A 24,547-nucleotide genomic window follows, 5' to 3' on the forward strand; every position below is an offset into this window, starting at 1 on the left:
ACTATCATCTGTGTCTTTAGGAATCAAAATATTATTACTCTGTAAAAATTGATTACAATTTATTCCATTTTTAAATTGTAATCAAAATGAGTCTTGTCAACTTAAATAAGCACACTGCTTTTGAGATTGCTTCACTTCGGGTTCACAATGGCTGTAGTTTGTACCCATAAAAAAGCAGGGCTTTGATGAAGCCCTGCTTTGCATATCATGAATAACCGAGAAATTATTCTGGTTTATAAGAATCTTTTAAAGTCACTGTACGGTTGAATACCAGTTTGTCATCCGTAGAATCCTGATCTTTTGTAAAGTACCCTATTCTCTGGAACTGAAGTGGTTCTCCTACCGCTACTTCTTTTAAGTGAGGTTCAGCAAAGCCTTTCACTATTGTCATAGATTCAGGGTTGATGAAGTTTAAGAAGTCTACATCTTTTTCAGCATCCGGTTGTTCCACCGTAAACAATTGGTTATAGATTCTCACTTCAACCGGAATTGCGTGTTTGGCAGACACCCAGTGAAGAGTTCCTTTTACCTTTCTTAAGCTTTCTTCTGTTCCGCTTCCCGACTTGCTCTTTTCATCGTAAGTTGCGTAAATAGTAGTGATCTCTCCGTTTTCGTCCTTCTCTACTCTTTCCGCTTTAATAATATAAGCTGATTTTAAACGAACTTCGCCGCCTAATTTCAGTCTGAAGAATTTATTGTTAGCTTCCTCTTTGAAATCCTCACGTTCTATATACAGTTCTCTTGAGAAAGGAACTTCTCTGGTTCCTGCATTTTCCTGTTCAGGATTATTTTCGGTCTCCAGCCATTCTTCCTTACCTTCCGGATAATTTTCGATCACTAGTTTCACAGGATCTACAACTGCCATCACACGTTTTGCCACTTTATTAAGATCTTCACGAACACAGAAATCCAGCAACTGAATTTCAATCAGGTTTTCTCTTTTGGCAACACCTACTCTTTCGATAAAGTTTCTGATAGCGGTTGCCGTAAATCCTTTTCTTCTCATTCCTGAAATAGTAGGCATTCTCGGGTCGTCCCATCCTGTTACCACTCCTTCTGCCACAAGTCTTTGCAGTTTTCTTTTAGAAGTGATCATATAAGAAACATTCATCCTGGCAAATTCTCTTTGCTTAGGGGCTATTTTATCTTTATCAGATACCTGCTCCAGGTACCAGTTATACAAAGGTCTGTGATTTTCAAACTCCAATGAACATAGAGAGTGTGAAACCTGCTCGAGGTAATCTGACTCTCCGTGTGCCCAATCATACATCGGATAAATCTTCCATGCAGTACCTGTTCTGTGGTGAGGTCTTTTCAGAATTCTGTACATTACAGGGTCACGCATATTCATGTTTGGAGAAACCATATCGATTTTAGCACGAAGTGACATTGTTCCTTCTTCAAATTCTCCGTTTTTCATTCTTTCGAATAGATCAAGGGATTCTTCAATCGGACGGTTTCTGTATGGCGATTCCACTCCCGGTTCTGTAGGATTCTTTCTCTGCTCGGTAATTACCTGGGACGGTTGCTCATCAACGTAAGCCTTTCCTTCTTTAATCAATTGTACTGCCCATTCATAAAGCTGCTGGAAGTAGTCTGATGCATACAATTCTTTATCCCATTTGAAACCTAACCATTCAACGTCTTTTTTGATAGAATCTACGAATTCCTGTTCTTCTTTTTCAGGATTTGTATCGTCAAAACGAAGGTTTACGGGAGCGTTGTATTTTTCACCCAGACCAAAGTTGATGCAGATGGCTTTTGTGTGCCCTACATGCAGGTAACCATTTGGTTCAGGCGGAAAACGGAAACGGATCTGATCTCTTTTCAAACCGTTTGCCAGATCATCTTCAATAATTTGCTCAATAAAATTGAGTGATTTTTTTTCTTCTTCCATTAAATTAGCTTTTATTTTATAGCAAAAAAGTTGTACAAAGTTACGGAAAAATAAGCGTTTGTGAAAGTGATAATTTAAAAGCTTGTCTGTTGGTAATTCGGTATTTTTCACTAATTTAGAAAAGCTAAAACCATCACCAAAGTATTAATCATGGCCGTTTATATCTTAAGCAACCGTAAAATTGTTCGTCATAAAGGCGAAAGAGTGGATTCATTTTCCAATGATGAGTATTCAATTCCTAATTTCAGGATTGCGAAATGTAATTTCGACAGCTACAAAGAGCCCACAGCACAAGCCAGAAAGAAGAAAGAGTATACCAACAGGAATATTTTAGACTATAAGCTATTTTCTGAACCCGAAAAACAGGGCTATGAGGATGTTCTGGAAGTCCTGCTCAGTGAAAAAGGAATAAAAAAATCTTCTCTCACAGCTGATAATCTCGGTGGAACACAAAGAATGTTCTATGAATTGTATAAAAATATGTCTTCCACAAAAGACAGGAGTGATGTTCTGATTTTTATTCACGGATATGCCTATACTTTTGATGATGAATTGAAAGCAATGATTGATCTTAAAAAACTTTTCATAGATAATCCGCTTTCTCCGGTAGAGCATATTTTATTCGTAAGCTGGCCGGCATCAAGCAGCATAGTACCTATGACCTATTTTGATGATAAAGCATCAAGTATTAATTCAGGAACATCATTATTAAGGCTGTTTTACTTCTACACCCAGTTTTTAAAGGATATTTTTTCCAACCGCGATCTGGTTCCCTGCAATCAGAGAATCCATATTATGGCTCATTCTCTGGGAAACAGGGTTCTTCAGAGTATGTTGTATAGCCTTAAGCGGGAAAATATTCTGCGGGTAATTGATCAGGTGATTCTACTTAATGCTGATGTTTCCTATAAAGTATTTGAAGATTCTGAGGACTCTTTTAATAAGCTTCCCCTGCTGGCCAACCGAATATCCGTATACTTAAACAGACAGGATTTAATTCTCGGTATATCCCAGTTTACTAAAAATATTCTCACTCCGAGGTTAGGTAAAAACGGACCAAGTGATATTGATCCTTATAAAGATATTGTTTCTATCATTGACTGTACTTTTGTAAAGGATGATATTTTGAGTAGCCTTAAATTTGAGATCGGAAATCACTGGGGATACCTTTCCAGCTCACAGGTTCAGAATGATATTTTTCAGAATTTATATGGCATAGACAGAAACCTTATCACCAACAGAATAAAAAACAACGAAAATATTTTCACAATTATTTCTTAATCATTAATTAAAAAAAACTTATAAAATTAAGTCTATGTTAAAGTTGTTATAAATCAAAAGGATGGCATAAAGATTGCCAAATCATATTACGGGGATTTATAATTTTTTTTATCATGAAACAAATAAAAAAGCAGTTTTATTTTATATTAGATTATATAAAAAAAACAATTTTCGTAAAAGACGTGATTTAACTTAAAAAAAACAACCTTAAAAAAACCGGAATTTATCCGATCCTATCATTACTTTACCCGGTAAACAACCTGACTAAAAATGAATATTCCTGTAATTCTATATTGCAGGAATTTATTTTGCGATTTATATTGAAATTGTCAAAAAACAAATAAATAATATAAATATATTCAATCAAAACACAATATATTAGACTTCAATAAATTAAGTTTAGTTTAAAATTTCACATAAACAATTCGAAACACAAAAACCACTAAAGCTGCTTGACCGGGTTAACTTTTAAAAAGCTTATGACATACCACAATAAATAGCGTCAATATGAAGTTATAGAAGCAAGCCTTGAAAAAAATATTTATAGTAAAAAACGCAAATTCTTATACCAATTTTAACGGGTACCAGATTTCCAATAAGCATTAATTATTCAAAAATTACGGCCACTCCGGATACGATTAATTAAGAAATACGCAACAAATACACAATATAGAATAAGGATTATTTCGTACTATAAAGTTTATTTTTGCAAAAAATACATTAAGAATATTTTACTGAAATTCTGTCAAGGAAAATGTTTTCAATGCGAACATTATAATATAATATACAGCTAGGGATTAAGAGAATAATATAAATAGGTAAATCAAGCATTATGAACAAAACTGTTATTACTACTTACGTTCCAACATGTCTGTCATTATTATACGTACCCTTATTTTTTCTGACTATCATTCTTTTTTTTCTTTATAAGCAGGACGCACTCAATATCGATGCCTATATTGGAATTCAGGAGCATTGGTTCTTTTTCCTCAATTCAAAATTATCGAAATATCCTGTGCTTCAATACAACTTAACGCAATTGGGAGATGCGCTGGTCCTTTTACCTTTTCTATCGATCTTCGTGATGTATGCCCCAAAAATCTGGCAGTCTTTACTATCAGCGTCTCTAGTATCTGCTTTCTTCTGTAATATTTTAAAAAAATTATTTACTGTGCCCAGACCGGCAGCTGTCTTTGACAATGAAGCGTTTGTAATCATTGGAAAGACTTTATCAGGGCACACCAGTTTACCCTCCGGTCATTCCATCACGATTTTTACAACGATTACCATTTTGATGTTTGCCTTTATGCCTCAAAAATTGAAATATAAAGTTATTTGGTGCAGTTCCTTGCTTATATCAGGGCTGATTATAGCTTTTACAAGGGTTGCTGTAGGCGCCCACTACCCTCTTGATGTTATTATTGGCAGTATTATTGGGTATATTTCAGGACTTTTGGGTATTTTTATCAACCACAGATATAACATATGGGAATGGATTAATCTTAAAAAATATTATCCTGTATTTATCCTATTATTCAGTATCTGTGCCATGATCCTGATCAACAAAATCCTGAATGAAAATTTAATCATATTTTATCTATCACTCATCAGCTTACTAACTTCACTCTATATAATCACCTATTCCTATGCTAAAAAATAATTTGAAATTACTGGATTTCGCCCTTTTGATGAGCGTTCTAAATTTCTTATTCTTTCATATTCCTTTTTTTACCTTTGTTTTCAGTAAGGTTGATTATAAAAGTCTGAACTGCGTCGCCATCATCATCAGCCTGATGATCCTCATGGTTGTTGCCAATGCTTTCACTTTCTATCTTATATTTTTTCTGTCCAGAATTGTCGGAAAAATTTTGCTGGTGCTTACTTTTATTATCAGTTCGATCGCCGTCTATTTTATTAATACTTATAGTGTTATCATAGATGAAAGCATGATCGGTAATATATTCAACACCAATTATGAAGAATCAAGCAGTTTTTTTTCTCTAAAGCTTATTTTATACCTTGTTTTCCTCGGAATACTTCCCAGTATATATATTATTAAGGTCAACATACTAAAGGTCCCTGTAAAAAAGTTTTTGATTACTACTTCATTGACCCTTTTATTCATGGTAATCGTGGCTTTTGCCAACGCCAGTAATTGGTTATGGATTGATAAAAATTCAAAGACATTAGGTGGTTTGGCCATGCCCTGGTCTTACACCGTCAATACTTCTCTTTATTATATTCATGAATACAAAAAAAATGAAAAAGAAACTTTATTGCCCAATGCCACCATCAAAGACAACGAGAAATCTGTAGTAGTATTGGTCATAGGAGAATCTGCCAGAAGTCAGAATTTTTCTTTATACGGATATGGGAAGAACACGAATCCGCTGCTTTCAAAAGAACAGAACTTACATACCTTTAACGCTACATCCTGCGCCACGTATACCACTGCAGGGGTGAAATGTATTCTTGAACATACCAATACTGATGAACTGTATGAAATCCTACCCAACTATTTATACCGAAATAATGTAGAGGTAATCTGGAGAACGACAAACTGGGGTGAACCGCCGGTTCACATTAAAAATTACCAGAACAAAGAACATTTAAGTACAAATTGCAAAGGTGAAGACTGCAATTATGATGGGGTCCTTTTGAATGGCCTCAAAGAACAAATAGCTGCAAGTAAAAAGAATAAAATACTTATTGTTTTGCACACCAGTACAAGTCACGGCCCTACATACAGCAAAAAATATCCATCGCGGTTCGAAACCTTTAAACCGGTCTGCAATAGTGTTGAATTAGGTAATTGCTCCCAGCAGGAGCTTATCAATGCTTATGATAATACGATTGTGTATACAGATTATCTTCTATATAATGTTATTGAGGATTTAAAACAACTAAAAGATTATAAAAGTACAATGCTTTTTGTGTCTGACCATGGTGAATCCCTTGGAGAAAAAAATCTGTACATGCATGGCATGCCTTTAAGTATTGCACCCAGAGAACAATATGAAATTCCTTTTATGGTTTGGGTGTCTGACGGTTCAAAACAACTCAAACCCAACAAAACCTTATCACAAAACCATGTATTTCACAGTGTTTTAAACTTCCTTGGAATACAAAGTCCGGTTTATAAAGAAGAGATGAACATCTTTAAGTAATGTATACTTTCACTCCTTTTCTACCGATTATTTCAGAAGAATGATGAATAACTCATGTGCTTTTATACACACATTTTATCATTACGCTGTTTAAATTAATAAAATTCACCATTTAGTTAAATATTCATAAAATTCCACATATAATATTGCACAATTGAGAAGTATTTTCGATATTTACTTATCAATCAAAAACTTAACCATGAAAAATTGCAAAAAATTAAACAAAGCAGCATTAAAAACAATTCAGGGAGGTTTGATTCCTCGCGGCTGCATCAGCTGGGATTTTAAACTTAAATGTTGCAGAGACTGGGATCCCATCTTTTGGGGTAATCCGGTATGTCCGGAACCTTATTAATATACTGTTCTGCATTCACTTTATTTCAAGATCAATTCACCAAACTTTTAAAATATCAATTATGAAAAATTTCAAAAAACTAGCAAAACGAGAATTAAAAACAATTAAAGGAGGTATTATCCCAATCGGATGCAACAATTGGGATAATAGAAAAAGATGTTGTAGAGAATGGGATGCTGAACATTGGGACAATCCTGTTTGCCCGGGTACATAATCCTAGTTTTTAGTTATATTTTGAACCATAGCAACTCATTTCGAAGCTCCAAACTTGATTCAAAATTATTTACAAATAAAGCTCCGGTGCCTAATCCTTGAGGCATCGGATTTTTTTTGTGAACGTATACTGGGCAATAGCATTAAGTCCGATATTGCTTTCCAAAGCAGAAGTAATCCACCAGCCGATATTTTGCTTTTCCGCAAGCGAAATCCATTCATCAGAACCGGAGAACCCTCCTACCAGTGCAGGTTTTAAAATAATATATTGAGGATTTATTCTTTCCAGCAATTTTTTCTTTTCTCCGGAATCAATTACTCCTATCAATTCTTCATCTAAAGCAATAGGTGTGGGTGTTGTCGCACATAGATCAGCCATATCATCCCAGTTTCCTGCCTTAATTGGCTGCTCAATAGAATGAATATCTAAATCGGCAAGTTGCTTCAAAACAGATACGGCTTCTTCTTTACTAAATCCTCCGTTGGCATCTACACGTAACTCCAGTTGCTCTTTAGAGAATTTTGCTCTTAACTTTTGCAGAACGATATGCTCTTCCTTCCAGTTGACTCCGATTTTTAATTTAATACAATGAAAACCTTTTTCCAGCTTATCCTGGATCTGTTCTTCCATATAGCTGATATCTCCCATCCAGATCAAACCATTGATGGTAATGGCAGATTTCTCTTCGGTAAACGCAGTAGGAAAATACAAATGATCCCCATATTTCAGATTTAAAACAGCTTGTTCATAGCCAAACCAGATCGAGGGAAATTCTTTTAATTCTTCTTTTAAATAAAAGAAATCTTTATCAATATTTTCACAAAGCCATTGTAGCTTATCTTCATAATCAGGCCTGTCATCAAAGCTCAGGCCTCTGAAAACAGCGCATTCTCCAATACCTGTCTTTCCATTCTCTGAAATTTCCAGAATAAAGGTTTCTTTATCAAGCAAAACGCCACGAGATGTTCCACTCGGGCGTTTAAATTCTAATAAGTATCTTTTGTATGATGCTTTCATTTATTTTACGCTATCAATACGCATAAATTCTTCTGCTTTTTCTACCATATCTACGCTTCCACAGAAAAATGGAATCCTCTGGTGCAGTTCTGTTGGCTCAACCTCCAGAATTCTTCTGAACCCGTCTGTAGCCTTTCCACCTGCCTGTTCTGCAAGGAATGCCATTGGGTTGCATTCGTATAGTAATCTTAGTTTACCATTCGGAGCCTGCGAATAGGAGGGATAAATATAAATTCCTCCTTTCAGCATATTTCTATGGAAATCGGCTACCAGTGAACCGATATATCTGGAAGTGTAGGGGCGGTCACCCTCTTCCATCTGGCAATATTTAAGATAATTTTTTACTCCCTGAGGAAATTTGATGTAATTCCCTTCGTTAATTGAATAGATTTTACCTGTTTTTGGAAACATCATATTAGGATGAGAAAGATAATAAGTACCTAAAGACGGATCCAGTGTAAATCCGTTCACCCCGTTTCCAGTCGTATAAACGATCATTGTAGAAGAACCGTAGATTACGTATCCGGCAGCAATCTGATTAACACCTTTCTGTAAGAAATCTTCAAGCTGTACCGGAGTTCCAGGCTCTGTCACCCTTCTGTAAATAGAGAAAATGGTTCCTACAGAAACGTTAACATCAATATTGGAAGATCCGTCCAAAGGATCGATCAATACTACGTATTTGCTTAAATGACCGTTTTCTCCACATTTAATGTCTATAAAATCATCATTTTCCTCTGAAGCAATACCACAAACAACCTCCCTTTGAGACAAAGCCGTAATAAAAATCTCATTCGCGATTACATCAAGTTTCTGCTGTTCCTCGCCCTGAATATTCTGGTTTCCTGCAGCTCCTGTTATATCTACAATTCCTGCTTTATTTACTTCTCTGTTTACCACTTTCGAAGCCAATCTTATTGCGCTCAGAAGACGGGAGAATTCACCTGTAGAATACTGAAAATCGTCCTGTTTATCTATAAGAAATTCTCCTAAAGTCTGTAATGGTTGATTTGACATATTTTTCTTTTTACGTTTTCCCCAAATTTCGGAAAATTTATTACATTAAGAAAATTTAATTAAAAAAGCCATTATCTGCTGTATTCCAGCCCAATACAAATACAAAACTGCAGAATATAAAATAAAAGCCATTGGCAAATTGACCCGAATACTTATCCCGACCTGATGAAAAATTTAAAATGCTCTGTAAAAGAATTGACTATGAGTCCTGATTCAAAAAAGTGCATAAGTAGTAGAGTTGTGATTTTTTTCTAAAAAATAAGATCTATTTTACCTTCTCAATCACAATATGTTGTTTTATATTTTTCGTTGAAAAAAGCATAGTAAAGCCATGACCAGCAACCTGTTATAAACCAAAAAAAGATGCACTCGTATTATTTTAAGGAAATCTTAATTCCATCGGATTGGTTGACTATTTCATATCTCGTTGTAAATTTATAATTTTGACGTCCGTAAAAAACTCATGTAATTTTTATCTAACAATTTTATTTTTAACAATTTAATGAAAATTTTCAAGTTTGGTGGAGCGTCTGTGAAAGATGCCGAGAGTGTGAAGAATGTGTCTATGGTTTTAAAAAGCCAGGGATTTGCCAAATGTTTGCTGGTAATTTCAGCAATGGGCAAGACGACAAATGAATTGGAAAAAGTGGTAGAGCTTTATTTCAAAAAGGATAACTATCAAACTGAGATTGAAAAGATAAAACGAAAACACATTGAGATTGCGGAAGGTTTGTTTCCCGAGAACCATGCTGTTTTTGCGGAAATCAATCTCTTTTTCGATGATATCGATTCTTTTTTAAGGAGAAATAAATCTCCAAACTACAACTTTGTGTATGATCAGGTGGTAAGTTGCGGAGAAATGATTTCCACTAAAATCGTAAGCGAATACCTGAACGAAATTCAGTTTACCAACCAATGGCTGGATGCCAGAGATTATGTCAAAACAGATAATTCTTACAGAGAAGGTGTTGTAGATTGGGCAAAGACAGAAGAGTTTATTTCTCATCTAAACTCTGAAATCTGCTATGTTACCCAAGGTTTCATCGGTTCAGACGACAACAATTTTACAGTAACATTAGGGAGAGAAGGTTCAGACTACTCTGCTGCTATTTTTGCTTACTGTCTGGATGCTGAGCTGATGACGATCTGGAAAGATGTACCGGGAGTAATGACCGGAGATCCGAGAAAATTCAACGATGTCTCTCTTCTTTCCAACATATCCTATGAAGAAGCTATTGAGATGGCCTATTACGGGGCGAGTATTATTCACCCAAAAACATTACAGCCATTACAACAAAAAAATATTCCTTTCTATGTAAAGTCTTTTGTGGACCCTACTAAGGAAGGAACAAAAGTAGGCGCTTCAGACAAGAATCAACAGGAAGAATCTTATATTTTAAAAGAAGACCAGGATCTTTTAAAGATCTCAACAAGAGATTTCTCTTTTATCGCAGAGGATCACATGAGCTTGATTTTCAATCTTTTATCTAAATACAAAATTAAGGTTTCCCTGATGCAGAATTCTGCCATTTCATTGGCATTATGTCTGGAGGATAAATTTAACCATATTGAAGAACTCAACGAAGAGCTTCAAAAAATTTTTAAAACCGAAGCAATTAAAAATGTATCTTTATTCACAGTAAGAAATGCGAAGATGGATCACATTGATAGATTTTACCACGAAAAAAATGTATTATTGGAACAAATTTCCAAGAATACTCTTCAAATGGTAACACAATAATATTAATTGCGACTAAACACACATGAGTTTAATTTCGAAAAACGATCTGATCAAAGCTTCCGGCTTAAGTAAAATTGGGTTCCTAAAGAATCCGGTAGCATCTGCTGTGATGAGCATTGCTAAAATAAATGAAGTAAATAAACTATACGATAAACTAAAAGATAAGGAAGGCAAAGACTTTTTCGACTCATTTGTAAGAGAAAGGAATCTAAGCTATGTTGCTTTTGAAGAAGACCTAGCAAAGATCCCTAAAACAGGACCTTTTATTCTGGTTTCCAATCACCCGCTCGGGGCCATTGACGGAATCCTGATGTGCAAGATCCTTACAGAAGTACGTCCGGACTTCAAGGTTATGGGTAATTTCCTTTTGGATAAAATCCGGCCTATGGCTCCGTACGTAATCGCAGTAAACCCTTTTGAAAACAGAAAAGATGCTTACAGCAGCTCTTCAGGAATGCGTGAAACACTTAAGCATTTACAGAATGGCGGTTGCGTAGGTATCTTCCCGGCAGGTGAAGTTTCCAACAAAAACAATCCGTACGGGGAAATCTTAGATAAAGAATGGGAAAAAACGGCACTTAAGCTTATCAGAATGGCTAAAGTGCCGGTTGTTCCTATGTATTTCCATGCTAAAAACAGCCGTCTGTTTTATCAGATCGCTAAACTTCATCCTAGTTTACAGACATTGATGCTTCCTGCAGAAATGATGAATGACAGGGAAAAACCTATCAGAATCAGAATCGGACGCCAGATCACCGTGAAAGCTATGGATGAAATGGAAACCATTGAGGAACTGGGCGAATTTCTGAAACGTAAGGTATATATGATGAAGTCGTACTACGAGAAAAGAAAATCACTTGCTCAGAGTATAAACCTCCAGAACCTTTCTGTAAAATTTCCTTTGCTGAAAGAAGAAAATATCGTCCAGAATATTATTGACGAAACTCCTATTGAAGATATCATCAAAGATGTTGACAAGCTGAGGGGAACCGATAAAATGTTGTTCAGTAACGGAAATTATGAGATTTACTTTACAACTTACGAAGAAATACCTTCTATCATGAGGGAAATCGGACGTCAAAGAGAACTGACTTTCCGTGCAGTAGGGGAAGGAAGTAATCTTCCTTTTGACCTGGATGAATACGATAAGCATTACCATCATCTTTTCCTCTGGGATAACGCAGAGAAAAAACTGGCAGGAGCCTACAGAATGGCTCTGGGTAGAGAGGTAATGAAAAAATATGGCATTAAAGGATTCTACACAAGCTCTTTATTTGAATTTGAGCAGGATATTCACCCTTTCTTTAAAAAAGTAATTGAAATGGGACGTGCTTATATTTGTCAGGAATATCAGCAAAAACCACTTCCACTTTTTCTTCTATGGAGAGGTATCGTGCATGTATGCCTGAGAAATTCTGACCATAAATTCCTGATGGGAGGAGTAAGCATTTCCAATAAATTTTCAGAGTTCTCAAAATCTCTGATGATTGAATTCATGCGTTCAAACTACTTCGATTCTGCAGTTGCTCAGTATATCACCCCGAGAAACGAATACAAAGTAAAACTCCGTGACAGAGATAAAAGTCTTTTCTTTGACGAAATGGAATCGGATCTTAACAAACTTGATAAGATTATTGATGACCTGGAACCCGAATTGAGATTACCTGTTTTGATTAAAAAATACATTAAGCAGAATGCTAAAGTAATTGCATTCAATGTTGATCCAAACTTCAATGATGCTATTGACGGATTAATGTATATCAGGATCAGTGATCTTCCGGAAAGTACGATCAAACCGGTGTTGGAAGAAATGAGTGAACAAATCAGAAAGGAACAGGAAAATAATCCGGCTGAGAATCAGTAAGTTTTTAGCTTTATTTAAAAAAAGTACGATGAATACTTGCTTTGTATACTAAAACTTACTACTTTTGCATCACTTTAAAACAACGAAGTAAGTCAAACAAAAATATAATGGTTTCTTAGCTCAGTTGGTAGAGCAATGGATTGAAAATCCATGTGTCCCTGGTTCGATTCCTGGAGAAACCACTTGAAAACCTCTGATTATTCAGAGGTTTTTTTGTTTTTTATACTTACGTTAAAAAACTCCAAGGGCTCTCTCACAGATGGCGCAGATCGAGCAGAGCTTAAAGAATCTTGTAGTCTGCTAAATCTGTGGGAATTTTAGCGGTAAACGCAAGATGTATAAATCATGCAAATTATTTCAGGAAGCAAAATTTCTTTTTCTTTACTTTCAACTTCATATAAAATTTTTCACAATTTTTAATCAAGATCATGTGAAATAAAACATGCATTATTATCTTAAAAATTTTAAATTAGCTATTGTAAACCAAAACACAATTACATTATGAATCCAAAAGCATTAGCTATTCCGTTTTTTTGCTTTGCTCTGCTCGTTTTTCAGTCATGCAAAGACAATACTGCTGCAACAGAAGATAGTATTTCTAAACAGGAAAAAATATCATCGTCGCGAATCAGCTCCTCATTCAATGTACCGGTATCGGGAAATTCATTTTTAACTATAAAACCTTCGGGAGCAAACGAAGTGATCACTCCCACCAACCTTGGTAACTGGACGAATTCTAACACGGTTATCAGTACTTATTTCAGACTAAGTAATACGGGAACATTAAACATCGGATTAAAAGCTTCTGTTCCTTCAGGAACAAGTGTGGTTAAAGTAACCATAGGTAACACATCCAAAACAATTACTTTAACAGGATCAACTTCTAAAGAGTATACCGTTGGAGATTTTACCGTTTCCAGTCCGGGGTATGTAAAAGTTGATCTTCAGGGTGTATCTAAAACCGGAAGTTATTTTGCCGATGTTACGGATATCACTTTCACCGGGCCGGCTTCTACGGGAAACAATATTTTCAGTAATGATCCTTCTTATTATTACTGGGCTCGCCGGGGACCTTCCTGCCATCTCGGTTATACAGTTCCTACAACCAATACTATAAGCTATTATTATAATGAAGTGACCGTTCCTGCAGGAGAAGATAAAATCGGCTCATACTTCATGGCTAACGGTTTCAATGAGGGATATTTCGGAATGCAGGTAAATTCTGCTACTGAAAGAAGAATTCTGTTCTCTGTCTGGAGTCCTTTTGAAACAGATGATCCAAATAATATCCCTCCTGATCATAAAATACTATTGAACAAAGCCGGCAGTGGTGTTACCATTGGCGAGTTTGGTAATGAAGGTTCCGGAGGACAAAGTTATTATAAATACAATTGGACCGCGGGCAAAACCTATAAATTCTTACTAAAAGGCGAACCTGACGGTAACGGGAAGACAGATTATACGGCATGGTTCCTTTCTCCCGATAATACGTCATGGAAACTTATTGCCAGCTGGAAAAGACCGCAAACCAGTACTTATCTGAAAGGTTTTTATAGCTTCGTGGAAAACTTTAATCCTGAAAACGGATACCAGGGCAGAAAAGCAGAGTTTAAAAATCAATGGGTAAGAACGACTTCAGGAAACTGGATGCCGGTCTCGGGAGCTAAGTTCACAGTGGATAATACCTATAACGCAAAGCAGAGAATTGATGCTATGGGAGGAACAAATGGTAATGCATTTTTCCTGCAAAACGGAGGATTTTTTAATACTGTTGTTGCTCCGGGAACACTATTTTCCGTTACCGCCCCAACCCAGGCACCGGATATCAATTTCTCAACACTTCCATAACAACCTGACTTATAGAAAGAAGCCCGACATTATTTAATATCGGGCTCTTTATTTTCATTTATTTTAAATTTTCTATTGCATGGTATCATAAAAATTGTCATTTTTGCACCCACTTTAAACAACGAAGTACGTCAACAAAATATCATGGTTTCTTAGCTCAGTTGGTAGAGCAATGGATTGAAAATCCATGTGTCCCTGGTTCGATTCCTGGAGAAACCACTTAAAACCTCTGATCATTCGGAGGTTTTTGTTTTTAAACACTGATTCGGCTTGTAGATTTAGTATAAAAAACGAAAAAGTCTGATAATAAACATTGAGTTCTTCAAGATTCAGTTTTTGATTTTCTCATTTGTACATACAGAAATACCCATTTTATCGGTATTTTATTACCTGTAAAAAAGATCTTCCAAACATACTGATGAACAGACAGTTGAATTTAAAAAACGTTTGTAACATCATCTTTTTAAAAAAACAATGATCAAAGCTTGCACGGTATTACAAAATGTTATACTTTTGCGTCACTTTAAAACAACGAAGTAAGTCAAACAAAAATATAATGGTTTCTTAGCTCAGTTGGTAGAGCAATGGATTGAAAATCCATGTGTCCCTGGTTCGATTCCTGGAGAAACCACTTAAAACCTCTGATTAGTCAGAGGTTTTTTTGTTTTTTTATCTCTTTTGGTCTTTCCTTTCACACGTTGCGGTTAAGCTGAAGGGTAATTATTCCAAAAATGTTTAATGCGTAAGAGTAGAGGGCATTACTGAGCCGACTCCAATCAATTTCACCCTCAAAATTGTAGAACTTTACTGTTTATTTCCATTAAATTACACAGGAATAAGTATTCCTCTTCCCTAGCCTGTTTAGAATGGATTTTTAATTTCCTAGTTCCAGCTGATTTTTAACAAGATTATAGTAATCCGATTTCCTGGAAACAAGCTCCTCATGGCTCCCTTTCTCGACGATTTCTCCATGCTTCAACACAATAATCTGATCGGCATTTCTTACAGTAGAAAGTCTGTGCGCTACAATAACGGCTGTTTTTCCTTTAAAAAAGGACTGCAGATTGTCATGAATGATTTTTTCATTATCTGCATCAAGTGCGGAAGTGGCTTCATCAAAAAAAATAAAATAAGGATTTTTATATACTGCTCTTGCGATAAGTATCCGTTGTTTTTGCCCTCCTGAAATTCCGTTACCTGAAGCTCCTATTTTGGTTTTCAGTCCCAGGGGCAGCTCTTCAACAAATGATTTAATATTTGCGATATGCAATGCTTTTTCAAGTTTTTCATAATCTATATTTTCATCCCCGGCAGCAATATTTCTTTCTATAGTATCAGAAAATATATAACCTTCCTGCATAACGGTTCCGCAGTTCTCCCTCAGATCTTTAGGTGAAATATCTTGAGCGTTCAAGTGATTAAAAAAACATCTCCTTCAACCGGTTCATAAAATTTCAGAAACATTTTGATAAGAGTCGTTTTTCCACTGCCGCTCGCCCCCCACTATTGCTGTTATTTTTCCTTCAGGAATAAACAGATTGATATTTTTTAAAACATAAGGAGACCGAGGACCTTCGTATTGAAAAGATACATTTTTAAAATAAATTCCTCTTTCTATTCCGTTCTGCCGGGTATATTTTTCACTTAATAAGGGTACATGATATTCTTTTTCTTCTTCAGCATAATCATGGACCTCGTGCAACCGCGATAAACTTAATTTAGCATCCTGTAAAGACCGGAAAAACTGAATAAGCTCATTCACCGGCGAATTCATTTGTCCTATAATATAAGAAACACTTAATAACTCCCCCAATGTCATACTTCCCTTCACGACAAAGGAGGCAGCGAGAAAGGTGACAATAATATTTTTGAGCTGATTGATGAATTCAAAGCCTGAAAGTTGTATCTGATCCAGTTTCAGGATTCTGATGTTAACTTTTAATAGTTTTTGCTGTATTTCTTCCCACTTTTTTCGTTTGTAATTTTCAAACTGGTTAAGCTTCATCTCTGATACCCCATTAATGATCTCATAGATAGATTCCTGATTTTCACTCCGCTGCTGAAAGCGGAAATAATCGAGCACTTTTCTTTTTTTCATCCAAAATAAAGACCATAAGACAGATATGGCAGTCAATGCTACATAGACCAGTAGGATGGTAAAATCATAATACCAGAGAACACCGAAAAATACAGTAAAAGTAATGGCTGAAAATAAGGTAATAAGGCTTTGAGAAGTAAGAAAACTTTCTATTCGTTCATGATCCTGGATGCGTTGACTGAAATCTCCCATCAGTTTAGTATCAAAAAACTTAATGGGTAATTTTAAAAGCTTTTTCAGAAAGTCAGAAATAATACGGATATTGATATTGGTTCCTACGATCAGCATAATCCAGTTACGAAATATATTGAAAATAATATTTCCTAAGAAAAATGCCAATTGAGCAATAAGGATATATGATATGACGGAAAGGTCTTTTTTGCTGACACCCTCATCCATCAGTTTTTGGGTGAGAACAGGAAATACCAAGGTGGTTATCGTTCCAAAAAGCAAAAGCAAAAGCATCTGAAGCATTTGCCTTTTATAAGGTTTCAGATGGTTCAGCAGGAATTTTACTGATATTTTTTTTTCCTGACGGGAGGATTGTTTATAGAATTCTTCTGTGGGCTCCAAAAAAAGAACTACACCTTTTTCTTCACCTGAAATCCAGCTTTTTTTTAATTTTTCTTCAGACAGATTAATATACCCATGCCCGGGATCCGCGATTTTAAACACTGGTTTACGGGTAAAAACATTTTTAGAGATCTTACGCAAAACCACAAAATGATTTTGGTTCCAATGGAGAATACACGGCAAAAGCGAATTGTCTACATATTTCAGCTGTGATTTGACAGCTACTGTTTTCATCCCTATTTTTTCCGCAGCTTCACAGATTCCTAATAACGAAACTCCTTCTTTGGTCATAAAGCTTTTATCCCTTAGATATTGCAGCCCAAAATCAACCCCGTAATGAGAGGCTATCATGGCGAGGCACGCGGGGCCACAATCCATTTGGTCATGTTGGGGAATAAAATTCATGAAAACAGGTTGTTTAAAAAGTTATGTTGAGTCTGCATTTATTTCAGTTGAGAAAGTCCTTTTTATATCGTTATACAATGAATCAATAGCTGTAACAGAGGTATAATCTGCTGATCCGGCAATGAATTGCTGAAGTAAGTCTATGTTCCATTCCTGACGATTTATACTGTTTTTTTTGAGTTGTACCCAGTATACGAAACTTTTCAAGTCATCATGCACGGCAGATTGTTTTTGAAGCACCTCATCAAAAGTACGGTCCAGAACTTCCTCTTTATTGCCGCACTGATCTAAAAAAGGGATGTATTCATTGGTAATCTGCGCCAGCATAAGCTTTCTTAATTTCTTTAAAGATTCAGAATGATCTTCATAACAAAATTCTATATCCCGGTAACGCACTTTTTCAGAAAGCAATAGGCTTCTGTACAACAAATTAAAGATTTTACAGACATTCTCAGCATTCTGTTCTTTCATTTCTATCCTTGATATATTATGCAGTTGCTGTATTTTATGATAGGATACGGAAGCATTATATTGTTCCAGTTTTTCATCCAGTAACATGGTTTCATAAGTCTGTTGTTTTGCTAAAGAATAATCGCTTTTCTTATAACTTATAAAAGCCTGGATAGGTATGCTGATAAGATCATACAAATCTTTTTCTTCAGGTTGTAATGAGTCGCAGTCAATGTATTTTTTAGCACGAGTGATAAGCATTTCTGCTTTTTGAATATTCCCGGTACGTCCCTCGTTCAGCGCTTCATGATAATTAAGGCTGTAAAAATTAAAAGCTTCTTTATCATCACACACAACATCTATGAGCTTATCCATTTCTTTTTGAAAAATGAAATCATCTTTATAGTGCACAAGATTAGCTGTGACCAGAATTTTATGCTGTTGCAGCAATGCAATGATATACTCACTATTTTCCATTATTCTAACTCATTAAGTATTCTGTTCCTTTTTCCTGAGTAATATAATTAATGGCCAGTTTATCCTGAATATTGAATTTATTGGAAGGACAAGCTATAATGCCTTCTTCCCACGATTTAGGACATCCGCCACCGCACACAGGAAACATTTTACAGGTGTGACATGGGTAACCTTTCTGATCGGTAAGTACAACATCGTTCCAGTTTTGCAGATGAAGTGAACCGAATTTCTGATCAATTTTAATATCTTTTATGTTACCCAATTTATGCTCTGTGCTTTCATATGCAGGAACGTAAGGAACTTCTGTACAGTTGTATATATTGCCAAATGCATCTATTAATTCTGCATCCGGATTTGTAATCATGCAGAGTTCATGATTTCTCACAGGAAGAACGGATGGTGAAAAACCATATTTATACTGCTCCAGAATCCATTCTATTTCTTTTTCGGCAAATGTCTCTTTTTCCAGGGATACCAGATGAGCTTCATTTCCCCATGAGTGAATAGGTGCCACATAAAAGTGTGAAATTTTTTCGTGAAAGCCGTGTTCATGCATAAGTTGGAGCAAAGGAACTACTGATTGGTAATTGGTACGATCTACATTACATCTTATGGAAATACGCGCTCCCAGTTCTTTATAGTTTTCAATACTGAAAATATCTACTAAATTTTTAAAAATAAGATGAAATGAGTTTTCACCGGATTTTACAAATCTTCTTTTATCATGGAATTCTGCAGTGCCATCTAAAGTCACCTCTATGGTTTTTACATCATGCTGATTAACCAATTCCAGAAATATGTTTTTTTCAACGCCAAGCCGTTGGTGGTCATTTTAGCACTGTAATCAATACCCAACTCCGAACTTATTTCTTTTAACTTTCCCGTTACTTTTCTAAGGGTCTGGAGGCTCATCAAAGGCTCTCCTCCAAACCAGCCGATCAGCAAAGCTCTGTAATCTTTCAAAGAAAGTTTATGCCTGATCCGCTCAATAAGTTTTTCATAATCTTTTGCCTGCAAATCATTTTTGGTGTGTTCCTGTCCGCAATAGTCACAGCCTAACTGGCAGTTTGAAGAGGGTTGTATCACCTGATAAAGGACATTATTAGTATCAATCATCATTTTATTTTCTTCGACAATTTCCATTAATTCATTTTCAAAAGAAGGAACTAAAATAAGTGCGGTAATCAGTTGATTCTTTATCTCCGCAGTAATGGTATCAAAGTGTCCGTTGATCAGGGACTGGTAGTTTTCTTTTTGCAGAAGAAGAACTTTACAGCTTCTCGTCGAAAAGATCACATATTTATCTTCCGAAACCTGGGTAGAAACAGTATAATGAGATAGTTTATAGTTCATGGAATTCGCTTTTAAAATGAAAAGAAAAGTGTTCATAGTTTAGAGACATTAAACACAGTCGGTCTGTTGTACGTTTTGGTAGTGCGGGCTATTGCTTCGCCAGGCATCCGGAATTACATACCAGGTTAAGTGGTGCTGTACCTCCTTTTATTGAAGATAATTCTCCTTCTTTTAATGTTGTAACGTCTCCTGAAATTTTAGTCAGCAGGTTCTGTAATTTTGAATTTTTCATTTTAATTAATTTTAGTAATTGGATGTTAGAATCATAGTTTTTAAAGTGATTAATTCTTTCGACTTTTTCACACTTTCCTTGCAAGGAGTATTTATTAAATGTTTCGTTTGCATAGTACTCTACAAACTATTCCATTTGATAAAATCATTTTAGAATCATGAATTGAAACCGGCTTCCATTAGATAAAGCAGTTTTATTTTTTCGGAGGAATGTTCTTGGGATCTTCGCTGGCTGAATCATTTATAGAAACAGCATCTCCGATGTTTCTGACTACATCGGAAGTATAAAGATGCTGCCTTTCAGAAGGATCTACAGCAGATCCGGAAAGATTCGGCTGATTTTCATAGCTGTATGAACTCACGAGTAATAAAGCCAAAATAAGTATAAAATAAAAATTAGCTTTTTCCATAAAAATTAGTTTTGTTTTCTGTTTCGAAATGTATACAGGTAAAATGAAATTCACAAAATTTAAATTCAGCCGCGACACTATCAGAAAAAAAAATAATTATATATCGGCAAATAAGAATACTATAATGATAAAAAAAATTACTAAAATCATAAATGAAAACTTATAACAATCTGTATTTAAATATTTTATATTTTTATCACCAATGAAAGAAAAATTTATTTATTTTTATATTGTTTTACAGTTACAAATGAACAATTTAAAGTATATTTTTCTAACATTATTCACTTTTGTAGGATTTTATACCACGCTGCATTCACAAAATACTCAAAAGAAAATCAGCAATACAAGTTATTCTGATCTGGAATTGGCTATAAAAAAATCAGAAAATAAACAGGACGAGCAATGGAAATATATTAATCATTTTATACAAAAAGCAAAAAAAGAGAAGAATACTGAAAAAACGAGAAGAGGATACGTCCTGGCTACTTTTAATAAGAGAGGGGATGCACAGATAGCATATGGTGACAGCGTTGTCATTATGGCCCGCAAAATCAATGATAATAACCTTATCGGAGACAGTTATCTGTCCTTGGGAATGTCTTTTACAAACAATGAAAACTACCCTAAAGCATTAGATGCTTTTGTTAAAGGATATAATTATATCAAAAAAAACAAAAACCCGTACTTAATTCACAGTGTGGAATACCAGATTGCCCAAACGAAATACTACCTCGGACTCTATACTGAAGCTCATTCGCTGTTAACGGGTTGTGTCTCATTTTTCAGGAAACATCATGAAAAAATCGGGGATACCCACTATACCTATTATTATCTCTATTCTTTGATATCACTGATTGAAACCAACAGTCATTTATCAAGCTTCAATGCCAATAAGGACCTGATACAAGAAGGATTAGAGTTTGTTAAAAAGCATCAGGATTTTGAAGAATATTACGCATACTTCATCTCTTCCCAGGGAACAGATTTTTATTATCAGAAAAAATATGCTCTGGCCTTACCAAAACTCCGGGAAGCCATAAGGTTGTATAATGACTCATGGAAGCACCTGACCGATAAGTTTTATATCGGAATGTCATTGTGGAAACTGGAAAAAAAGAAGAAGCACTTCCCTATTTTTTATTGCTTGATCAAGAATATAACGAAACCAAAAAACTGGATCCTAAGTTCCGGCCTGCTTTTGAAATGCTTATCCGCTACTATTCGGAAAAGAATGACACCAGCAAACAACTGGAATATACGGATAAGCTGATTCTTCTCGACAAAGCCTACGAAAAAGATTATAAATATCTCAATTCTACCTTAAACAAAGAGTATGATACGAAAAAACTCTACGAGGAAAAAGAAATCCTGCAGGATCGTATTCACCGGGAAAGACTCATTTACATTACCCTCATTGGTTTTGGTCTTGTACTTATTATATTCCTGACATTTTTACATCTTAAGTATAAACACAGGCATTTTTCCGGATCTTATGAAAAACTTACGGCAATTCAAGATGAAGAAATTGTGTATGGGAACGAAGGAGCCAAAAGTAAAAACGATGAACCTATTATTGATGATCAACTGGGAATCAACCCTTTAATTGTCGAAAACGTTCTTAAAATACTGTCTGATTTTGAAAAAGAGAAACAGTTTTTAAAAAAAAACATCTCTCTTGCCGGCATGTCAAAATTGTGTGGAACGAATACCGTTTATCTTTCGAAAATCATCAATTTTTATAAGAAAAAAAGCTTCAATGAATACCTCAATGAACTGAGGCTCGATCATATTGTTTCCCAGTGGAAAAGCAAGCCCAAAACAAGATACATCAGCATTCAGAAAACAGCTGAAAATGCAGGCTACAATACCACTCAGACGTTTACAAAAAACTTTCAGGAGAAATACCATATTCCGCCTACTTATTTTCTGAACCAACTTAATAAGGAAAATTAATTCACCCGACGGCTGGCTTTTTAATCACGTTCAGGTATTCAACCAGGTTAAACAGCCTGCGATCTGTACTTTGCTGATAAAAACCTCCGCATTTACTTCTGGTTCGGGTGAAAGTTTGAGTTCTACTTTCTGGCTTGAATGCTTGATAATTTCTGTGACCGCCTTTTTATTAATGATAAACTTACGGTTTATTTTAAAGAAAATCTCAGGATTCAGTTTTTGAATGATATCTTTGATGGTGTCGTCATAAATGTACGTCTGATGGTCCTTAGTCGTTAGGAAAAGATATTTTCCCGATGCAAAAAAATAGGCTGTTTCATGTTCGTCGATTGACTTGAGCTTATTTCCCTCCCGTACCATAAAACGCTTCATCATTCCGGAGTCATTGGTCTGATGTAAGGTAGACATCGACTTCAGGACCGGTTCCGGATCAAAATTATTCCGTATGGAAATAAACTTTTGCAGAGCTTGATGCAAATCGGCTTCCTCAAAAGGCTTTAAAAGATAATCAATAGTAAAATGTCTGAAAACCCTCATCGCATATTCATCAAATGCGGTAATAAAAATGATGGGGGTGAATAATTCTACATGCTCAAAAATTTCAAGACTCATCCCATCGCCCAAATGGATATCCATAAAGATGAGATCGGCAGCATCATTTTCGAAAAATTCAATTGCCTGCTTTTTTGAACGGAGAATAACGATTTCGGTAACAGGAACGATATCCTGATGATCTAAAAGATTCTTCAGATAATTCACAGCCAGCAATTCGTCTTCTATAATGGCAATTCTCATAACCCTGCAAAAATACAAAAAAACCGCCAGAACGATCAAGTTCAAGCGGTTTCAGGGGTTGTTAATATGAAATGTTATAAATTAGGATTATTCTTTTTCGCACTCATCGGATATTCTATGGTATATCTCGGATCATTCTGCTGAAGAATATATTCTTTGCCCAATACGGTATGTACAATTTTTTTCTGGTCGGCCCTTCTTAAATCAAACCATCTGTGACCTTCCATTGCAAATTCTCTGAACCTCTCATCCAGAATAAAATTCATGAAATCTGTTGTATTCATTCCATTGATCTGGCTCTGAACAGAAGTATACCCTTCTGCAGTATATCTGTTTTTCAGCACCGGAAGTATTGCCTCTTTAGCCTCATCAAGTCGGTTTAGCTTTAACAATGCTTCAGATTTGATAAAATATAATTCAGCAGTTCTGAAAGATACCCTGAAATCATTGCTTCCTCCTTTGATCGCCTTGTACCGGTTTTTTGCTTTTTTCAAAATAAATACCAAATCTTTTGTCTGTAGTCGTATTATATTTTGAAATCAATTCAGGAGAAGCAAAAATTACATTCTGAACACTGTTATTCAACGGATTGTCCAATGCTAATATAGATTCCGCCGAAGCATAATGGTTGGGAGCGGTATTGGTGGTATTCAAATTACTAAGCTCTCCCTTTACAGCCAGTAACTCCTGCGAGTCATTCAATGCTTTATTCCAGTCTCCCTGATAGAGAGCCATTCTTGCGTTCAGTGCCATAAGAGCATTTTTGGAAAATTTATAATTATTTCCTGCTGTTTGCTGCTGTTCTACCATCAAGCCTTGAGCCTTTTCCATATCTGCATGAATCTGATTGTAAACCTGCTGCACTGTAGACGGCTTCAGCACCGCTTCCATATCTGTTTCCAGGGTAATTGGAACTCCCCTGTCTGAAGACGCTGTAGCGTTATTATAAGGTTTTGCGTACAGATTGATCAGATCAAAATAAGAATAAGCACGCAATGCATAAGCTTCTGCCAGAATCTGGTTCTTTTCAGGAGAATCTTTCATCGTTTTACTTCCCTCGTTGATGGCCTGATTAAGGTAGAAAATTACCGTATAAAAGTCGGCCCAATGAAATTCTTTTGTTTCAGCATCATAGTTACTGTCCTTCCACATGGCAAGTTCGCGGTAGTAAGGAAAATCGCTGGTATCTTCATCGATCACCATCTCATCTGTACGAAGTGCAGATAGAGATTTATGGATCGGATATTTGGCATATGCAGAGGTAAGTATTTTTCTGTAATCCTCAACACTGGTTGGGATCACTTTTCCTTCCGGCTGTATATCCAGGAAGCGATCACATCCAATACTGGTAAAACTAATGAATGCCAGTGCAACGAATGTAGTTATTTTTCTCATTTTTTT

General features: G+C 35.6%; 18 protein-coding genes, 3 tRNA genes and 3 pseudogenes. 13 read left to right on the forward strand and 11 right to left on the reverse strand.

Going from position 1 to position 24,547, the window contains the following annotated elements:
- Positions 1 to 223: 223 nt before the first annotated feature.
- Positions 224 to 1,897: a glutamine--tRNA ligase/YqeY domain fusion protein gene (locus tag H3Z85_01700; protein QPQ52248.1), complete on the reverse strand. Its 1,674-nt coding sequence runs from the start codon at positions 1,895 to 1,897 to the stop codon at positions 224 to 226.
- Between the two features lie 150 nt (positions 1,898 to 2,047).
- Here H3Z85_01700 and H3Z85_01705 point away from each other — a divergent pair, with 150 nt between their 5' ends.
- From H3Z85_01705 to H3Z85_01725, 5 genes are all read left to right on the forward strand, one after another.
- Positions 2,048 to 3,178: an alpha/beta hydrolase gene (locus tag H3Z85_01705; GenBank protein QPQ52249.1), complete on the forward strand. Its 1,131-nt coding sequence runs from the start codon at positions 2,048 to 2,050 to the stop codon at positions 3,176 to 3,178.
- An 832-nt stretch (positions 3,179 to 4,010) separates the two neighbouring features.
- Positions 4,011 to 4,838: a phosphatase PAP2 family protein gene (locus H3Z85_01710; GenBank protein ID QPQ52250.1), complete on the forward strand. Its 828-nt coding sequence runs from the start codon at positions 4,011 to 4,013 to the stop codon at positions 4,836 to 4,838.
- Positions 4,825 to 6,345, forward strand: a complete 1,521-nt coding sequence (eptA, locus tag H3Z85_01715) for a phosphoethanolamine--lipid A transferase EptA (protein QPQ52251.1) — start codon at positions 4,825 to 4,827, stop codon at positions 6,343 to 6,345. The genes H3Z85_01710 and eptA overlap by 14 nt, the downstream gene beginning before the upstream one ends.
- A gap of 199 nt (positions 6,346 to 6,544) precedes the next feature.
- The gene (locus tag H3Z85_01720; GenBank protein QPQ52252.1) at positions 6,545 to 6,700 is read left to right on the forward strand and encodes a hypothetical protein; all 156 of its coding nucleotides are present in this window, start codon (positions 6,545 to 6,547) and stop codon (positions 6,698 to 6,700) included.
- Between the two features lie 61 nt (positions 6,701 to 6,761).
- Positions 6,762 to 6,914, forward strand: a complete 153-nt coding sequence (locus tag H3Z85_01725; GenBank protein QPQ52253.1) for a hypothetical protein — start codon at positions 6,762 to 6,764, stop codon at positions 6,912 to 6,914.
- Between the two features lie 13 nt (positions 6,915 to 6,927).
- Here the strand turns inward: H3Z85_01725 and H3Z85_01730 are convergent.
- Positions 6,928 to 7,931 (reverse strand): annotated as a pseudogene (locus tag H3Z85_01730) (o-succinylbenzoate synthase).
- Positions 7,932 to 8,948, reverse strand: coding sequence for a class 1 fructose-bisphosphatase (gene fbp, locus H3Z85_01735; protein QPQ52254.1), 1,017 nt, complete (start codon positions 8,946 to 8,948; stop codon positions 7,932 to 7,934).
- 502 nt (positions 8,949 to 9,450) lie between these two features.
- On the opposite strand from fbp, the gene H3Z85_01740 reads away from it, so the two are divergent.
- The 6 genes from H3Z85_01740 to H3Z85_01765 all read left to right on the forward strand — a co-directional run bounded on the left by H3Z85_01740 (position 9,451) and on the right by H3Z85_01765 (position 15,032).
- Positions 9,451 to 10,689: an aspartate kinase gene (locus H3Z85_01740; GenBank protein QPQ52255.1), complete on the forward strand. Its 1,239-nt coding sequence runs from the start codon at positions 9,451 to 9,453 to the stop codon at positions 10,687 to 10,689.
- A gap of 22 nt (positions 10,690 to 10,711) precedes the next feature.
- Positions 10,712 to 12,553, forward strand: coding sequence for a lysophospholipid acyltransferase family protein (locus tag H3Z85_01745; protein QPQ52256.1), 1,842 nt, complete (start codon positions 10,712 to 10,714; stop codon positions 12,551 to 12,553).
- 109 nt (positions 12,554 to 12,662) lie between these two features.
- Positions 12,663 to 12,735: transfer RNA gene (locus H3Z85_01750), tRNA-Phe, on the forward strand.
- A gap of 319 nt (positions 12,736 to 13,054) precedes the next feature.
- Positions 13,055 to 14,401, forward strand: coding sequence for a DUF3472 domain-containing protein (locus tag H3Z85_01755; GenBank protein QPQ52257.1), 1,347 nt, complete (start codon positions 13,055 to 13,057; stop codon positions 14,399 to 14,401).
- A 146-nt stretch (positions 14,402 to 14,547) separates the two neighbouring features.
- Positions 14,548 to 14,620 (forward strand) — tRNA-Phe (locus H3Z85_01760).
- A gap of 339 nt (positions 14,621 to 14,959) precedes the next feature.
- Positions 14,960 to 15,032 (forward strand) — tRNA-Phe (locus tag H3Z85_01765).
- A 243-nt stretch (positions 15,033 to 15,275) separates the two neighbouring features.
- Here H3Z85_01765 and H3Z85_01770 read toward each other — a convergent pair.
- The 6 genes and pseudogenes from H3Z85_01770 to H3Z85_01795 all read right to left on the reverse strand — a co-directional run bounded on the left by H3Z85_01770 (position 15,276) and on the right by H3Z85_01795 (position 20,398).
- A pseudogene (locus H3Z85_01770) lies at positions 15,276 to 17,450 on the reverse strand (peptidase domain-containing ABC transporter).
- A gap of 48 nt (positions 17,451 to 17,498) precedes the next feature.
- Complete coding sequence (locus H3Z85_01775; protein ID QPQ52258.1) at positions 17,499 to 18,404, reverse strand: hypothetical protein; 906 nt, start codon at positions 18,402 to 18,404, stop codon at positions 17,499 to 17,501.
- Between the two features lie 4 nt (positions 18,405 to 18,408).
- Positions 18,409 to 19,191 (reverse strand): SPASM domain-containing protein, encoded by a 783-nt coding sequence (locus tag H3Z85_01780; protein QPQ52259.1) that lies wholly within the window; start codon positions 19,189 to 19,191, stop codon positions 18,409 to 18,411.
- Complete coding sequence (locus H3Z85_01785) at positions 19,170 to 19,757, reverse strand: 4Fe-4S cluster-binding domain-containing protein (protein ID QPQ52260.1); 588 nt, start codon at positions 19,755 to 19,757, stop codon at positions 19,170 to 19,172. The genes H3Z85_01780 and H3Z85_01785 overlap by 22 nt, the downstream gene beginning before the upstream one ends.
- Positions 19,758 to 19,845: 88 nt before the next feature.
- The gene (locus H3Z85_01790; protein QPQ52261.1) at positions 19,846 to 19,989 is read right to left on the reverse strand and encodes a hypothetical protein; all 144 of its coding nucleotides are present in this window, start codon (positions 19,987 to 19,989) and stop codon (positions 19,846 to 19,848) included.
- A 193-nt stretch (positions 19,990 to 20,182) separates the two neighbouring features.
- Entirely contained in the window at positions 20,183 to 20,398 is a 216-nt protein-coding gene (locus tag H3Z85_01795; protein ID QPQ52262.1) for a hypothetical protein, read from the reverse strand.
- Positions 20,399 to 20,645: 247 nt separating this feature from the next.
- On the opposite strand from H3Z85_01795, the gene H3Z85_01800 reads away from it, so the two are divergent.
- Positions 20,646 to 21,668, forward strand: a complete 1,023-nt coding sequence (locus H3Z85_01800; protein ID QPQ52263.1) for a hypothetical protein — start codon at positions 20,646 to 20,648, stop codon at positions 21,666 to 21,668.
- A complete protein-coding gene (locus tag H3Z85_01805) occupies positions 21,602 to 22,351 on the forward strand; it encodes a helix-turn-helix domain-containing protein (GenBank protein ID QPQ52264.1) in 750 nt (249 codons plus the stop codon). The genes H3Z85_01800 and H3Z85_01805 overlap by 67 nt, the downstream gene beginning before the upstream one ends.
- Before the next feature lie 30 nt (positions 22,352 to 22,381).
- Here H3Z85_01805 and H3Z85_01810 read toward each other — a convergent pair whose 3' ends face one another.
- Positions 22,382 to 23,146, reverse strand: a complete 765-nt coding sequence (locus H3Z85_01810) for a response regulator transcription factor (protein ID QPQ52265.1) — start codon at positions 23,144 to 23,146, stop codon at positions 22,382 to 22,384.
- Between the two features lie 74 nt (positions 23,147 to 23,220).
- A pseudogene (locus tag H3Z85_01815) lies at positions 23,221 to 24,541 on the reverse strand (RagB/SusD family nutrient uptake outer membrane protein).
- Positions 24,542 to 24,547: the final 6 nt, after the last annotated feature.

The sequence above is a fragment of the Chryseobacterium indologenes genome, assembly GCA_016025055.1.
Lineage (GTDB): Bacteria > Bacteroidota > Bacteroidia > Flavobacteriales > Weeksellaceae > Chryseobacterium > Chryseobacterium indologenes.